Raw genomic sequence first — 14,777 nt, forward strand, 5'->3', positions numbered from 1 at the left:
ACGTCCCACCACGGGGTGGAGCGAGGGGGGTAGCACGGTGACGTTCAGCGTCAGCCACGTCGAGCGCGACGGCGAGGGCGCCAGTTTGCGACTCGCGGGCGAGCTGGACCTGAGCACCGCCCCCCTGTTGACCGCCGCGATCGAGGAGTTGACCGCCGCGGGCGAGACCCGGCTGCTCCTCGACCTCACCGACCTCACGTTCTGCGACTCCACCGGGATGGCCGTGTTCGTCCGGGGGGACAACCAGGTCGCCGCCGACGGGGGGTGGCTCCGGCTCACCGGTGCCAGCGGGCGGGTCGAGCGGGTGTTGCGGGTCACCGGGCTCGCCGACGTGTTGCGCTACGAACCGGAAACGCGCGACCCCGCGTCGCAGACCGCCCCGTGATGGGCTAGATTTCCCCGCCGACGCGGTGACCGTCAGGTCCCGTACCCGCCGACCCGAAGCAGGTAGTGATGGGCGCAGACAGCCCCCAGCCGGTACGCATCCTGGTGGTCGACGACGACCCGGGCGACGTGCTCATGATCGAGGAGGCATTGGCGGACTCCGACGTCGACAAGGTCATCGACGTGGTCAGCGACGGCGAGGAGGCGATGGAGTTCCTCCGCGCCGAGGGTCGGCACCAGCAGGCCCGCCGACCGGACGTGATCCTGCTCGACCTCAACATGCCACGGATGGACGGTCGGCAGGTGCTCGGCGCGGTGAAGCAGGACGAGGATCTGCGTACCATCCCGATCGTCGTGTTGACCACCTCCAACGCCGACACCGACATCGTCGGCAGCTACACGTTGCAGGCCAACGCGTACGTCACCAAGCCGATCGACCTGGACGACTTCAACGACGTGGTGCGCCGCATCGACGAGTTCTTCGGCCGGGTGGTCGTGCTGCCCAAGCGCGTCTGACGCACGACCCCCGCGCACGCATGCTGAACATTTTTCCCGAACCCCCTCGGTCGTCGCGGTCTGGGCCGAGGATCCAGGTGGGGAAGTAACAGCAGCTGCCTGGGGGGCGACAGAATGAGGTTCTCCGTCGTTGAGACCGGTTACGACCAGCGGCAGGTGGATTCCTGCCTGGACGAGCTGGGGATCCGGTTGTCCCGACTGGCGGCCCGGGCCGAGGGCGCGGCCGGGGTGGGCCGGGAGTGGGACGAGATCCGCGAGGAGGCGGCCTGGCTCAGCGGGCTGATCCGACGGCTCGACCTGGGCGGCACCACCGGCGGACGGTACGCCGGTGACGTGACGCGACGCGAGGCCGCCGACCTCCTGGCCCGGGCCCGCGTCGAGTTGGACGCGGCCCGCGAGGAGGCGCGGCAGGTGCGGGAGCAGGCGTACGCCGAGGCGGTGGAGGCCCGCCGCGACTTCGAGGCGGCGCTGTACCTGCGCCGGCGGCGTGAGGCCCGGGTGGACGAGATCCTCGGCCGGCTGACTGTGGACCAGGTACCCGCCGACACCCCGACCGCGGCTGCCGGCGTACCGGGGAGCCGGGTGGGGGTCGGCGGGCTGGACGTGGGCGCGGAACCACCCTCCGGCCGCCGCTGACCGCGCGGTGCGGCGACGCCCGTGGTCGGTTCAGGCGGTGAGCGCCGACGCGACGATCGTCGCCCGTTCCTCGTGCTGGGCGTACGCGTCGGGGTAGGCGGAGATCTGCACGGACTGGGCGGCGTAGGTGACGCTCATGTCCTGCCAGCCGGGGACCTCGTTGAGGGCCGTGTAGAAGGCCCGTGCGGCGTACGACGGGCGCATCAGCTCGGCCACCGTGCCCCAGCCGCTGCTCGGCCGCTGCTGGAACAACCCGACCGAGTCGTGGTCGGAGCCGCTGCCCTGGTTCGGATAGTTGGCCGACTCCGGCAGGACGTCGCTGGCCAGGTTGTAGAGGTTGCTCTCCTGCATGGCGGTGGCCAGTGCCACCACCAGCGCGCGGCGCGGCATCTTCATGTCCAGGCCGACGTCGACGATGATCTTCGCGTTGTCCATCTGCGCCTGGTCGAGGCCGGCGACCGGCCGGGGCCGGCGTGGTTTGACCGGCTTCTTCGGCGCCTTGCGGGCGACGGTGGGCCTGGGCGTCGGCTTCGCCGTCGGGCTGGGCAGGATCCGCGCCGGGGCGATGTCGCGGTCCAGCGACCGGGAGGCGCGCTCGTCCGCGATCGCCGCACGGTCGGCCATCGCCTCGGCGAGCGGCTCCACCGCGCGGGAGGTGTCGTCGCTGCTGCCCCGGGCGGTGGCCACCGCGACGAGGCTCAGGCAGCAGGTGACACCGGTGGCCAACGCCACCCGGACCGGGGTCGAGCCCAGCAGGGTGCGACGGGGTGGTTCGGGGGCGCGGTGACGGCCGATCGTCCGTTCGGTTGATGCGGCGTCGTCCGATTGGGTGCTCGGGCGCGCGTCGGTCAGCTTCTGGTCGGAGGGGTCGTCGGGATGCACCTGCCGAGGCTAAAGACCCAATTGCTCGATATCGCCCGCCGATACGGTGGCATGCGCCACAATTTGCCCCGATCATGGGGACTCGATGGCGCACACCGTCAGCGAATCGGAGCAACCTCGTGGATCAGGCGAGACGGTTATTTCCGATTCGGGGCGTGATTGCGGTCGCTCGGCCCGCCGCTCGACCCGTCTACCTCGCCATCCGCGAGTGTCCCCCGAACAGTCACGCCCGAATCCCCCGAACGGCCGACCCCGGGCGGCACACCAGGGCCGTCGGCATCCGGCTTTGATCGACTCGGGTTCCCGGAAGTGGGGGTGTCCGAGCCGCTCGGATACCCCGACTTCCCCGATGTCGTGTGGATCATGATGTTGTGGAGGTGCTGGCTGGTGGTCGCCGGGTCAGTGTCGGCCGTTCTCCGCCGGTGTGACGGTCAGCCGGTGGCGGCTGGCGTCGTTGCTGGAGAAGGGCCAGAGCCGGTCGGCGTACTCGACCAGGTCGGCCAGTTGCTCCCGGCTCAGACCCGCCGAGCTGATCTGCGCGCGCACGTCGGCCCGATACCGGCCGTCGTCGTCGCGTCCCAGCTTCGCCTCCGCCCGCACCTGGACGGTGTGCGCCTCGTCGGTGATCTCACCGGCCGCCTCCACCGCCGCGTGGTGCAGGCAGGAGGCGAAGGCCGCGGCCAGCAACTGCTCCGGCCTCAGCCCCGTGCAGTGCGCCGCCAGCGGCGAAGCCAACGCGGTGGAGAGCCCGCCGTCGTCGGTGCGTACGTGACCGCCCTCGGCGGTCGCTGTGGCCTCACGCAGCCAGGAACTCTGATCCGGCATCGCGTTTCTCCCGTCGCTCACCGGCGGGCTACCCAGTGGCGGCCGGGCGAAACGCCGGAGCGGCGGCTCAGCGCCGTTGGTCGAACACCGCCACCGCCTCGGTGGCCTCCGTCGCGGCCCGTTCGGTCCACGTCGAGAGTGGGGTGGGTCGGCGGGTGGTCGGGATCGTCATCGGCACGTACACCCGGGCGTCCACGGCCTCGGCCAGCAGCAGTGCGGCCATCAGACTGGTGGGGCGTTGCCCGGGCTCGTCGGCGAGGCAGGAGTGGCACAGGTCGGCCACCTCCGGCGGAAGCCCGTCGATGTCGGGCAGCCGCTCCGGCGGCTGCCGGCGGCGTACGCCGAGCAGTTCGCCGGCGGTGACCGCGTGGTACGGCAGGCGGGCGGTGAGGCTGTAGTAGAGCAGCACGCCGAGGGCGTACATGTCGGCGGCCGGGGTGGCGGGCTCCCCGGCCAGCTGCTCGGGGGCGAGGTAGGCCGGGGTGCCGACCACGATCCCTTCCGGCAGTGGGTCCGGGGTGCCGGTGGGGACGGCGATGCCGAAGTCGAGGACCTTCACCCCGGCCGGGGTGAGCATGACGTTCGACGGTTTGACGTCGCGGTGGACGATGCCCTCGGCGTGTGCGGCGGCCAGCGCCGCGGCGACCTCAGCGCAGACCCGCACCGAGATCCGCCAGTCCAGCGGACCGGCCCGCAGGTGCGCGGCGAGCGTCTCACCCTCGGCCAGCTCCATGACGATGTACGGCACCGGGCGGCCGGGCAGGGTGGAGGAGGTGCCGAAGTCGTGCACGCTCGCCACGTTCGGGTGCACGAGGCGGGCCGCCGAGCGGGCCTCCGTGCGGATCCGTTCCACCGGGCTGTCCTGGTCGTGTGGTCCGGGGAGGATGAGCTTCACCGCGACCGGCCGGTCCAGCACCTGGTCGTGTGCCCGCCACACCTCGGACATGCCGCCCACGCCGATGCGCCGCTCGAGCTGGTACCGCCCGTCCAGCGCGCGCATCGACCACTCCTCGTCCTCGTCCCGCCCGGCGGCGGATCCTCCGGTCGCGGTACCCGACCGCCGAGCTGGGCAAACCGGCGGGTCGCGCTGGGCGAACCGGCGGGGCGGGCCGCCGCGGGCACCTCGCTGCGGCGCGGCGGCCGGTGCGGTAGCTTGCGAGCCAGAGCCGGTGTCACCGACTGTGCCGGCACGGTCACCCGAGAGGCATCGCGATGAGCGAGGTCACCGTACGCTTCGTCGGCGGGCCCGCGGACGGTCTGGTCCGGCTGCTGCCGGCCGGGTCGGACGGCGGCCCACCGCAGCGTTGGATCATGCGGCATCCGGACGGCACCGGTCCGGTGCAGCCCGGCCCCGACCACCTCTACGAACGCGACCGGCCGGACGGGACGGGCGGCTGGAGCATGCGCTTCGTGCGCACCGACGCGTTCGGGGTGTCCGAGTGACCAGCACGCGGGGCTGACCGGTGCGGGCGCCGGAGTTCCGTCGACCCGGCCGCACAGCCGGCACACAGGTTCCACAGGGGCGGGGCACAGACGTGGCGGCCACGATGGGCGGCATGGTCATGAACGGGCAGGCCGCACCGAGCCGGATCGAGCTACGCCGCCCCGACGGGGAACCCGTGCGGGTGCTGGTGGTCGACGACGAGCCCACGCTCACCGATCTGCTGTCGATGGCCCTGCGGTACGAGGGTTGGCAGGTCCGCAGCGCCGGTGACGGGATGGCGGCGTTGAGTGCCGCCCGGCAGTTCCAGCCGGACGCGGTGGTGCTCGACGTGATGTTGCCCGACCTGGACGGCTTCCAGGTGCTGCGTCGACTGCGTGAGTACGCGCCCACCGTGCCGGTGCTCTTCCTGACCGCCCGCGACGCCGTGGAGGAGCGCATCGCCGGGTTGACCGTCGGCGGGGACGACTACGTGACCAAGCCGTTCAGCCTGGAGGAGGTGATCGCCCGGTTGCGCGCCCTGCTGCGCCGCTCCGGGTTCGCGGTCGCCGCCCGGGAGGACGCCGTGCTGACCGTCGGCGACCTCAGCCTCGACGAGGACAGCCACGAGGTGCGCCGATCCGGCCAACTGGTCACCCTCACCGCCACCGAGTTCGAGCTGCTGCGCTACCTGATGCGCAATCCGCGTCGGGTGCTCAGCAAGGCGCAGATCCTCGACCGGGTGTGGAACTACGACTTCGGCGGCCAGGCCAACGTGGTGGAGCTGTACATCTCGTACCTGCGCAAGAAGATCGACGCCGGCCGGGCACCGATGATCCACACGCTGCGCGGCGCGGGCTATGTTCTCAAACCCGCCGAGTGACCGCCGACCGCTGCGTGCCGCCCGACGGTGGCTGGCCGGCCGCTCCCTGCGTACCCGACTGGTGTTCGCCCTGCTCGCGCTGCTGGCGGTGGTCAGCGTCGCGATCGGTGGCCTGACCACCGTGGCGCTGCGGCATTTCCTGATCGAGCGGCTCGACGCCCAGCTGGCACCCGCGACGACCATGCGGGGTGACCGTCCGGGGTGGCCGGCGTTCCCGGGCAACGGGCCGGGCGTCCCGCCCGGGTCGCCGCCCGGCACGGTGGTCGCCGTGATCACCGACGGGCGGGTGACCAGCGCGCGGACGCTGACCGCCGACCCGTCCGCCGACGACCGGTTCCCCGACGAACAGGCCGTCCCGGTCGGTGAGGTCGCCGCGCTGGCGGCTCTGCCGGTCGACGCCGAACCACGCACCGTGGACCTCGGGGCGCGCGGTGACTACCGGGCCGTGGCCCGGCAGTACTGGGACGGCCGGGTACGCGTGGTCGCGATCCCGCTGTCCGGGGTGCAGGAGACCGTGTGGTGGATGGTGGCGGCGCAGGCCGCGGTGGCCGCCGCCGGGTTGCTGGTCGCCGGTGCGGCCGGCGCGCTGATCGTCCGGGCCACGCTGCGCCCGCTCAACCGGGTGGCCGCCACCGCCACCCGGGTCACCGAGCTGCCCCTCGATCGTGGGGAGGTGGCCCTCGCCGTCCGCGTGCCGGACGCCGACACCGACCCGCGCACCGAGGTCGGTCAGGTCGGCGCGGCGTTGAACCGGATGCTGGGCCACGTCGCCGACGCGCTCTCCGCCCGGCAGGCCAGCGAGACGCGGGTACGCCAGTTCGTCGCCGACGCGAGCCACGAGCTGCGGACTCCGCTGGCGGCGATCCGGGGTTACGCGGAGGTGGCCCGGCGGGGTCGGGACGAGGTTCCCCCGGACGTCGCGCACGCGTTGCGCCGGGTGGAGTCGGAGAGCACCCGGATGACGCGGCTCGTCGACGACCTGTTGCTGCTGGCCCGCCTCGACGCCGGTCGGCCGCTCGCTGTCGAACCGGTCGACCTGACCGCCCTGGTGGTGGACGCGGTCAGCGACGCGCACGTCGCCGGGCCCGACCACCGCTGGCAGCTCGACCTGCCCGAGGTGGCGGTCCGGGTGCCCGGCGACGCCGCCCGGCTGCACCAGGTGGTCGCGAACCTGCTGGCCAACGCGCGGGTGCACACCCCACCCGGCAGCACGGTGACCACCACACTGGCCGTCGACGCGGGCTACGCCGTGCTCACCGTCGCCGACGACGGGCCCGGGGTACCGGCGGAGCTGCAACCGGAGATGTTCGAACGGTTCGCGCGCGGCGACAGCTCCCGGTCCCGGGCGCACGGCAGCACCGGCCTCGGCCTGGCGATCGTGGCGGCCGTGGTGGAGGCCCACCGGGGCACGGTCGGAGTGGACAGCCGTCCGGGTCGGACAGCGTTCACCGTCCGGTTGCCCAATCCCACAGCTGACGCATAGTCAGCACACGGCGTCCCGCCAGCCTGGCCGCCAAGGCTGACCGCATGGACAGAACGAAGACCCTGACGGCACCCGCCGAAACCGAGCCGCCGACGGCCACACGCCCCGACGAGCACTCGCCGCCGACGCGTCGCTCGCCGGCCTGGGCCCGGCCCGCGCTGGCCGCCCTGCTGCTCGCCACCGCTGTGCTCTACCTGTGGGGCCTGGGCGCCTCCGGGTGGGCGAACTCCTTCTACGCCGCGGCCGTGCAGGCCGGCTCGGTCAGCGGGAAGGCGTTCCTCTACGGCTCGTCGGACGCCGCCAACTCCATCACCGTCGACAAGACGCCCGCGTCGCTGTGGCTGATGGCCCTGTCCGTACGGGTCTTCGGGTTGAACAGCTGGGCGATGCTCGTCCCGCAGGCGCTCTGCGGTGTCGCCTCGGTCGGCGTGCTGTACGCGACGGTGAGGCGCTGGTACGGGCCGGCCGCCGGTCTGATCGCCGGCGCGGTCCTCGCGGTCACCCCGGTGGCGACGCTGATGTTCCGGTTCAACAACCCCGACGCGTTGCTGGTCCTGCTGCTGGTCGCCGGGGCGTACGCCACCGTCCGGGCGGTGGAGTCGGCCAGCACCAGGTGGATCGTGCTGGTCGGTGTGCTGGTCGGCTTCGGCTTCCTCACCAAGATGCTCCAGGCGTTCCTGGTGGTGCCCGTCTTCGCCGGTGTCTACCTGCTGGCCGCGCCGACCGGGCTGTGGCGACGGGTCCGGCAACTGCTGCTGGCCGGCCTGGCGGTGGTGGTCTCCGCCGGCTGGTGGGTGGCGCTCGTCGAGCTGGTCCCGGCCGGCGCCCGCCCGTACGTCGGCGGGTCGCAGGGGAACAGCATCCTGGAGCTCACCCTCGGCTACAACGGCCTCGGCCGGATCACCGGCGACGAGGTGGGAAGCGTCGGCGGCGGAGGCGGGCGCCCGGGCGGCGGCGGTCCGTTCTCGGGCCAGACCGGCATCCTGCGCATGTTCGGTGGCGAGGTCGGCGGTCAGGTCTCCTGGCTGCTGCCGGCCGCCGCGATCCTCCTGGTCGCCGGGCTGCTGGTGGCGGGCCGGGCGGCCCGTACCGACCGGACCCGGGCCGGGCTGCTGCTCTGGGGCGGCTGGCTGCTGGTCACCGGCCTGATCTTCAGCTTCATGTCCGGGATCTTCCACGCGTACTACACGGTGGCGCTCGCCCCGGCGATCGGTGCGTTGGTCGGCATCGGTGTCACGATGCTGTGGCACGAGCGGCGACCGGCTGTCGCCGCGGTCGCCGACATCCCGGCGGGTGATCCGGTGCCTGCGTCCGCTGACAGTGTCGCTGGTTCGCGACGGCAGAGGTGGCGTCGACAGGCGGCTTCGGCGACGCTCGCCGGCACGCTCGCGGTCACCGTCTGGTGGGCGTGGGTGCTGCTCGGGCGCAGCCCTGACTGGTACCCGTGGCTGCGGGGCGTCGTGCTCGTCGCCGGTCTGGTCGGTGCGGCGCTGCTCCTGCTGGTGACCCGGCTTCCCCGCCGGTCGGTACCGGTGTTGCTGGGTCTGGGCCTCGCGGCGGCTCTTGCGGGCCCGGTCGCGTATGCGGTGCAGACCGCGGCGACCCCGCACACCGGGTCGATCCCCAGCGCCGGTCCGTTCGTGGCGGGCGGTTTCGGTCGGGGCGGCTTCCCCGGCGGGCGACCACCGGGCGGGATGGAACTTCCGGGCGGCGGTCAGTTCCCGGGTGGCTTCCCGGGCGGAGGCCAGTTCCCGGGCGGGGGTCAGAACGGTGGCGGTCAGTTCCCGGGCGGCGCCCCCGGCGGGGGCCAATTCCCCGGCGGCGGTCGAGACGGCGGGGGTCAGAACGGCGGCGCTCAGAACGGCGGCCAGGGGCCGGGCTTCCCCGGCGGTGGCCGCAACGGCGGGCCCACCGGCGGCCAGGGACGCTCGGCCGGCGGGGGAATGGGCGGCCTGCTCGACGCCCGGGAGCCCAGCACCGCGCTGCGCGAGTTGCTGGAGCGCGACAGCGCCGACTACACGTGGGTGGCCGCCACCATCGGCTCCAACAACGCCTCCGGTTACCAGCTCGCCACCGGAGATCCGGTGATGCCGATCGGCGGCTTCAACGGCAGCGACCCGTCGCCCACCCTCGCGCAGTTCCAGCGCTACGTGGCCGATGGAAAGATCCACTACTTCATCGGTGGTGGCGGCTTCCGGGCCAACGGCGGCAGTTCGGCCTCCCAGGAGATCGCCGCCTGGGTCGCGGAGGCGTTCACGGCGCAGACCGTCGACGGTGTCACCGTCTACGACCTGAGCACCGGCACGGAGGCGTCGTGACCGCGCTGAACGCACAGCGGGCCGCCGTCCAGGCGCGACCCACCGCCGCCGGCGCGGTGCTGGACGTGGTGATCCCGGTCTACAACGAGGAGACCGACCTCGGCCCGTGCGTACGACGGCTGCACGCCCACCTGACCGAGCACTTCCCGTACCCGTTCCAGATCACCATCGCGGACAACGCCAGCGTCGACGACACCCCGGCGATAGCTGACGGTCTCGCCGCCGAACTGCCCGGCGTCGACGTGCTGCACCTGGAGGCCAAGGGGCGGGGAAGGGCGCTCTCGGCGGCCTGGTCGGCGTCGTCCGCGCCGGTGTTGGCGTACATGGACGTGGACCTCTCCACCGACCTGGCGGCGCTGTTGCCGCTCGTCGCACCGCTCATCTCCGGCCACTCCGACCTGGCGATCGGCACCCGCCTGGCGCGTACCTCCCGGGTGGTCCGCGGTGCCAAGCGGGAGGTCATCTCCCGGGCCTACAACCTGTTGCTGCGCGGTGCGCTGGCGGCGCGGTTCTCCGACGCACAGTGCGGGTTCAAGGCGATCCGCGCCGACGTGGCCGGTGAGCTGCTCCCGTTGGTGCGCGACACCGGATGGTTCTTCGACACCGAGTTGCTGGTCCTCGCGCAGCGGGCCGGTCTGCGCATCCACGAGGTGCCGGTGGACTGGGTCGACGACCCGGACAGCCGCGTCGACATCGTCGCCACCGCCCTGGCCGACCTACGCGGGGTGGGCCGACTGGGTCGGGCGTTGCTGACCGGCGCGCTGCCGTTGACCGCCCTGCGTGCCCAGTGGGGCCGGGGGCCGCTGACCGTGCCGCCCGGCCGGGCGCCGCTGGCCGTGTCACCCGACCGGGCGCCGCTGACCGGTCCGGCGACTCAGGTGCCTGTCGGACTGCCCCGGCAGTTGGCCCGGTTCGCGGCGGTCGGGGTGGCCAGCACCCTCGCGTACCTGGTGCTGTTCGTGGCGACCCGGGGTGCCCTCGGCGCGCAACCGGCCAACCTGCTGGCGCTGCTGGTGACCGCTGTGGCGAACACGGCCGCGAACCGTCGGCTGACGTTCGGCATCACCGGGCGTCGGCACGCGGGGCGGCATCACGTGCAGGGTCTGCTGGCCTTCGCGCTGGGTCTGGCGTTGACCAGTGGCTCGTTGGCCGTCCTGCACGCGGTCCACGCCGTACCGGCCCGGCCGGTGGAACTGGCCGTGCTGGTGGCCGCGAACCTGGCCGCCACCGTGCTGCGCTTCGTGCTGCTGCGCCTGGGCATGCACCACCGGCGCGGCTGAGCGGCGGCGGTCAGTCGGCGGCGGCCTCACCCACCAGCCGGCGTGCCTCGTCGCGGGGCACGCCGGTGGCCCGCAGCAGGTCGTTTGGCGGCGGTACGCAGCTGGGACACCACGGTCGTCCCGGAGAAGCCCAGATCCTGCCGACACGCCCCGGCGCTGATCCGGCGGTACGCGATCGACGGCGGCCTGCCCGGCGAGGAGGGCGTGTTCCTGCTGTGCTCCTTCACTTCCTGTGGCGAGGCTGGGAGTCCGCCAATGTGCCCGCGACGCGGATGGCGATCAGCGTACGGTGAGGGACAAGTCCGGCTTTCTGGGTCAAAAGCCTCACCGCTGCATGCTCGGGACGCCGGTGTCGAGACGGCGAGGGCAAGGAGCGATCGGTGGAACATCTGGCCTACCTGGACGCGGGATCCGGCAGCCTGATCGTGCAGGCGGTCGTCGGCGGGGTGGCCGGCGCCGCGGTCGCCGCGAAACTCTACTGGCGACGCCTGGTCGACCGGTTCCGCCGGCAGCCCACCGACCAGCGGTGAGCGGGCCGACCCCGACGATGGCGATCTCACCCACCGAGGTACGGCCCGAACCGGCCTCCTTCCGCGACCCGGCCAACCGGGTCTTCCACGTCGGCGACGAGGTGCTGCGCGGGCTGGACCCCCAAGCCGCCGCGCACTGGCGGGCGCTGACCGGCAGCACGTTCTTCCCGGCGCTCGTCGCCGCCCGCAAGGTCTGCGCCACCGAGGACGCCCCGCCGACCCTGGTGCCCGCCACGACCGGTGCCCCGTGGGCCGCCGTGCTGCGCCACGAGCGCATCCCGTTCGTCTCCCACCCGTACGAGTGGTCGTTCGGCATGCTGCGCGACGCCGCGCTGCTGCACCTGGAGATCCTGCGCGCCGCGCTCGGCGAGGGCTTCACCACCAAGGACGGCTCGGCGTACAACCTGCAGTGGCGCGGCGCGGAACCGGTCTTCATCGACATCGGCTCCTTCGAGCCGGTCCGGGACGGCGAACCGTGGGCCGGCTACCGGCAGTTCTGCCAGACCGTGCTCTACCCGCTGCTGCTCACCGCCCACCTGGGCGTCGACTTCCAGCCGTGGCTGCGCGCCCGCGTCGACGGCATCGAGGCCGACGAACTGCGACCACTGTTCGGCGGGACCCGCCGACTGCGCCCCGGCGTGCTGACCCACCTGCACCTGCACGGCGCGATGCAACACCGCAACGCCGCCGCCAGCACCACCGAGGTCCGCGACCAACTGCGCGCCGCCGGCTTCTCCCGGGAGCTGCTGCTGGCCACCGTACGCGGCATTGAGAAACTGGTCCGGAAGCTGGAGCACCGTCCGGCCGGGAGCCACTGGTCGGACTACCAGGTCACCTGCGGCTACTCGGCCCGCGACCGGGTGGCCAAGGAGCAGTTCGTGGTCACCTCGGTGGCCTCCGGCACCCGCCCTCGCCTGGTGCTCGACCTCGGCGCGAACGACGGCCGGTACTCCCGACTGGCGGCCGGGCACGCCGACTACGTGGTCGCCGTCGAGCAGGACCCGGCAGTGGTCGACGAGCTGTACCGCAAGCTGCGCTCCGAGGGGCAACGCCGGATCCTGCCGCTGGTGCTGGACCTCGCCGACCCGTCCCCGGGGGGCGGCTGGCGGGGCGTCGAACGGGCCGGCTTCGCCGAACGGGCGTCCGCCGACGTGGTGCTCGCCCTGGCCGTCGTGCACCACCTGGCGATCGGACGCAACGTGCCGTTGCCGGAGGTCGTCGACTGGCTGGCCGGGCTGACCGCCCCGGGTGGCACGGTGGTGGTCGAGTTCGTCCACCCGGAGGACCCGATGGCCACCCGACTGCTGGCCAACAAACCCGCCGGCCTCTTCCCGGACTACCGCCGCGACGCCTTCGAGACACTGCTCGCCGCCCGGGGACGCATCACCGAGCGGCTGGAACTGCCCTCTGGCACCCGCACGCTCTACCGAACGGTGATCGGTGGCTGAACCGGTCGCCGCCACCGGGCCGCCTCCCGACGAGCGGTCCGGCCCCGGCGACCCGTCGGCCCCGGACGTCGGTCGGTCGGACGAGTCGACCGGTGGGCGGTGGGATCGGGGCCGGCGCGGTGAGCTGGGCCGGGCGCTGGAGGTGACCGCGCTGGTCGGACTGGTGGTCACCCAACCACTGCTGGACGTGCTCGGCCGCAGCCCCGACTTCTTCCTGTTCCACCGCGCCGACCCGGCCGAGATCCTGCTGCTGCTCGCCCTGGTGGCGGTGCTGCCCACGACCGGGGTGGTGCTGCTCGGCGCGCTCAGCCGAGTGGCCGGCCGGACCGTACGCGCCCTCACCCACACCGGGCTCGTCGGGCTGCTGCTCGCCGCCCTCGCCGTGCAGGTGGGCCGACACGTGACACCGCTTCGGGGCGTACCCCTGCTGGTGGTGGCCCTGCTGGCCGGGGCCGGAGGCGCTGTCGCACACCGGCGCTGGCGGGCGCCGCGTCTGGTGCTGCGCCTGGCCGCCGCCGGACCGGTGGCCTTCGTGGCGCTGTTCCTGTTCGTGTCGCCCACCTCGGCGGTGGTCCTGCCGCGCGGCGACGGCGGCGCGGTGGGCACCGCGCAGGGCTCGGGCGTGCACCCGCCGGTGGTGATGCTGATCCTCGACGAACTGCCGCTGGTCAGCCTGCTCGGCACCGACGGGAAGATCGACGCGACGCGGTTCCCGCACTTCGCGGAACTGGCCGACGCCTCCACCTGGTACCGCAACGCCACCGGCGTCAGCGGGTGGACCCCCAACGCGCTGCCCGCCATGCTCACCGGCCGCTACCCGGCGAAGCCGGTCGCCCCGCACTACTCGCAGTACCCGGACAACATCTTCACCGCCTTCGGCGGCCTCTACGACATCAAGGCCGAGGAGAGCATCACCCGCCTCTGCCCGCCCAGCCGGTGCGAGCAACCGGTCACCCCGGAACAGGGGCTCGGCGTGCTGGTCCGGGAGACCGGCAAACTCCTCGGCCGGGTCGCCGGGCCCACCGAGAGCGCCGTCGACCCGGAGGACTCCTACCGGGAGCAGACCCGCGCCGAGGCCGGCCTGGACGCCGCCGAACCGGCACCGGCCGACCCGAAGTTCCGCTGGGACAGCCTGGACGACAACCAACCCGCCCGGTTCACCAGCTTCCTGGCCGGGCTGAAACCGGCGCCCCGGCCCACACTGCACTTCCTGCACCTGCTGATGCCGCACTCACCGTGGGCGTACCTGCCGTCCGGGGCCCGCTACGACGCCCCCGAGGACCTGCCCAACGACGGCGCCGGCTGGGTCGACCTGGCCCGGCAACGCCACCTCGCCCAGCTCGGCTACACCGACCGGCTGATCGGCGAGACCCTGCGGACGCTGCGCGCCAGCGGCCTCTACGACCAGTCGATGCTCGTGGTGACCGCCGACCACGGCGTCAGCTTCCGCCCGGGCGCCCAGGGCCGGGGCATGGACGCGATCAAGGCCGCCGCCGGGGAGGTCGCCTGGGTGCCGATGTTCCTCAAGGAACCCCGGCAACAGACCGGCCGGGTGGACGACCGCAACTGGGAACACGTCGACCTGCTGCCGACCGTCGCCGACGAGGCCGACATCCGGCTGCCCTGGCACGTCGACGGCCGCTCCGCCCGGCAGGCCCCGCGCGCCGACGGCACGAAACACTTCTACGACCGCCCAGGCGAACCGACCACCTTCCCCGGCGGCGTGCCCACCCCGCCACCGCTGCCGACCCCGCACCCCCTGGTCGGCACGCAGGTGCGCGCCGGCCCGCCCGGCGGCAACGCCCGGGTCGCCGACCTGGCCGCGTTCACCGCCATGGACCCGGACACCGGGACCCTCCCGGCGCTCGTCTGGGGTGACGTCCCGGACCAGATCCCGGACGGCACGCTGCTGGCCGTGGCCGTCAACGGCCGGATCGGTGCCGTCGTCCCGGCGGTGCCCGCCGACCCCGGCGGACGCCGGTTCGCCGCACTGCTGACCGACGACAGCCTGTTCCGCGCCGGCACCAACCAGCTCGACGTCCTCCAGGTCGCGCCGGACGGGACGCTGCGACGCCTCGCCCTGTCGTGACCCGGCTGCCGGCGCTCCCGGCCGGGTTGCCGGCTCGGTCTCGGCCCGCTCGCGGTAGCGTCCCGACCAGCGGGAGGCCGGGT

Annotated in this window: 14 protein-coding genes; 11 read left to right on the forward strand and 3 right to left on the reverse strand. The window is 73.3% G+C overall.

From position 1 onward, the window contains the following. Nucleotides 1–37: 37 nt before the first annotated feature. The 3 genes from O7616_RS19390 to O7616_RS19400 all read left to right on the forward strand — a co-directional run bounded on the left by O7616_RS19390 (nt 38) and on the right by O7616_RS19400 (nt 1,536). Nucleotides 38–385, forward strand: a complete 348-nt coding sequence (locus O7616_RS19390) for an STAS domain-containing protein (protein WP_282303306.1) — start codon at nt 38–40, stop codon at nt 383–385. Between the two features lie 68 nt (nt 386–453). Continuing rightward, nucleotides 454–900: a response regulator gene (locus O7616_RS19395; RefSeq protein WP_145782537.1), complete on the forward strand. Its 447-nt coding sequence runs from the start codon at nt 454–456 to the stop codon at nt 898–900. A gap of 114 nt (nt 901–1,014) precedes the next feature. Further along, nucleotides 1,015–1,536: an ATPase gene (locus O7616_RS19400; protein ID WP_282303307.1), complete on the forward strand. Its 522-nt coding sequence runs from the start codon at nt 1,015–1,017 to the stop codon at nt 1,534–1,536. Nucleotides 1,537–1,566: 30 nt separating this feature from the next. Here O7616_RS19400 and O7616_RS19405 read toward each other — a convergent pair whose 3' ends face one another. From O7616_RS19405 to O7616_RS19415, 3 genes are all read right to left on the reverse strand, one after another. Further along, nucleotides 1,567–2,418 carry a hypothetical protein gene (locus tag O7616_RS19405; protein WP_282303308.1) on the reverse strand — a complete coding sequence of 284 codons (852 nt, stop codon included), beginning with the start codon at nt 2,416–2,418 and terminating at the stop codon, nt 1,567–1,569. A gap of 399 nt (nt 2,419–2,817) precedes the next feature. Further along, nucleotides 2,818–3,243, reverse strand: coding sequence for an OsmC family protein (locus tag O7616_RS19410; RefSeq protein ID WP_282259865.1), 426 nt, complete (start codon nt 3,241–3,243; stop codon nt 2,818–2,820). A 67-nt stretch (nt 3,244–3,310) separates the two neighbouring features. After that, nucleotides 3,311–4,243 carry a serine/threonine-protein kinase gene (locus O7616_RS19415; protein ID WP_282303309.1) on the reverse strand — a complete coding sequence of 311 codons (933 nt, stop codon included), beginning with the start codon at nt 4,241–4,243 and terminating at the stop codon, nt 3,311–3,313. Between the two features lie 212 nt (nt 4,244–4,455). Here O7616_RS19415 and O7616_RS19420 point away from each other — a divergent pair, with 212 nt between their 5' ends. The 8 genes from O7616_RS19420 to O7616_RS19455 all read left to right on the forward strand — a co-directional run bounded on the left by O7616_RS19420 (nt 4,456) and on the right by O7616_RS19455 (nt 14,694). After that, on the forward strand, nt 4,456–4,686 hold the full coding sequence (locus tag O7616_RS19420) for a hypothetical protein (protein ID WP_282259863.1): 231 nt from the start codon (nt 4,456–4,458) through the stop codon (nt 4,684–4,686). A 113-nt stretch (nt 4,687–4,799) separates the two neighbouring features. Continuing rightward, complete coding sequence (locus O7616_RS19425; RefSeq protein ID WP_282259862.1) at nt 4,800–5,546, forward strand: response regulator transcription factor; 747 nt, start codon at nt 4,800–4,802, stop codon at nt 5,544–5,546. Continuing rightward, on the forward strand, nt 5,524–7,029 hold the full coding sequence (locus O7616_RS19430; protein WP_282303310.1) for a HAMP domain-containing sensor histidine kinase: 1,506 nt from the start codon (nt 5,524–5,526) through the stop codon (nt 7,027–7,029). Before O7616_RS19425 ends, O7616_RS19430 begins: the two co-directional genes overlap by 23 nt. 44 nt (nt 7,030–7,073) lie before the next feature. Next, nucleotides 7,074–9,347 (forward strand): glycosyltransferase family 39 protein, encoded by a 2,274-nt coding sequence (locus O7616_RS19435; protein WP_282303311.1) that lies wholly within the window; start codon nt 7,074–7,076, stop codon nt 9,345–9,347. 5 nt (nt 9,348–9,352) lie between these two features. After that, nucleotides 9,353–10,627 (forward strand): glycosyltransferase, encoded by a 1,275-nt coding sequence (locus O7616_RS19440; RefSeq protein WP_282307671.1) that lies wholly within the window; start codon nt 9,353–9,355, stop codon nt 10,625–10,627. Nucleotides 10,628–11,007: 380 nt separating this feature from the next. Then, the gene (locus tag O7616_RS19445) at nt 11,008–11,157 is read left to right on the forward strand and encodes a hypothetical protein (protein ID WP_165947858.1); all 150 of its coding nucleotides are present in this window, start codon (nt 11,008–11,010) and stop codon (nt 11,155–11,157) included. Between the two features lie 17 nt (nt 11,158–11,174). Next, the gene (locus O7616_RS19450; RefSeq protein WP_282307672.1) at nt 11,175–12,605 is read left to right on the forward strand and encodes a methyltransferase domain-containing protein; all 1,431 of its coding nucleotides are present in this window, start codon (nt 11,175–11,177) and stop codon (nt 12,603–12,605) included. Next, complete coding sequence (locus tag O7616_RS19455; protein ID WP_348773824.1) at nt 12,598–14,694, forward strand: sulfatase-like hydrolase/transferase; 2,097 nt, start codon at nt 12,598–12,600, stop codon at nt 14,692–14,694. The genes O7616_RS19450 and O7616_RS19455 overlap by 8 nt, the downstream gene beginning before the upstream one ends. Nucleotides 14,695–14,777 lie beyond the last annotated feature (83 nt).

The organism is Micromonospora sp. WMMD964 (assembly GCF_029581455.1).
In the GTDB taxonomy this organism is placed as follows: domain Bacteria; phylum Actinomycetota; class Actinomycetes; order Mycobacteriales; family Micromonosporaceae; genus Micromonospora.

Bases quoted from the DNA above. Each gene is read 5' to 3' on its own strand.
- O7616_RS19400 (WP_282303307.1), top strand. From the start codon at position 1,015: ATGAGGTTCTCCGTCGTTGAGACCGGTTACGACCAGCGGCAGGTGGAT.
- O7616_RS19430 (WP_282303310.1), top strand. From the start codon at position 5,524: ATGTTCTCAAACCCGCCGAGTGACCGCCGACCGCTGCGTGCCGCCCGA.
- O7616_RS19450 (WP_282307672.1), top strand. From the start codon at position 11,175: ATGGCGATCTCACCCACCGAGGTACGGCCCGAACCGGCCTCCTTCCGC.
- O7616_RS19420 (WP_282259863.1), top strand. From the start codon at position 4,456: ATGAGCGAGGTCACCGTACGCTTCGTCGGCGGGCCCGCGGACGGTCTG.
- O7616_RS19395 (WP_145782537.1), top strand. From the start codon at position 454: ATGGGCGCAGACAGCCCCCAGCCGGTACGCATCCTGGTGGTCGACGAC.
- O7616_RS19415 (WP_282303309.1), bottom strand. From the start codon at position 4,243: ATGCGCGCGCTGGACGGGCGGTACCAGCTCGAGCGGCGCATCGGCGTG.
- O7616_RS19410 (WP_282259865.1), bottom strand. From the start codon at position 3,243: ATGCCGGATCAGAGTTCCTGGCTGCGTGAGGCCACAGCGACCGCCGAG.
- O7616_RS19435 (WP_282303311.1), top strand. From the start codon at position 7,074: ATGGACAGAACGAAGACCCTGACGGCACCCGCCGAAACCGAGCCGCCG.
- O7616_RS19425 (WP_282259862.1), top strand. From the start codon at position 4,800: ATGGTCATGAACGGGCAGGCCGCACCGAGCCGGATCGAGCTACGCCGC.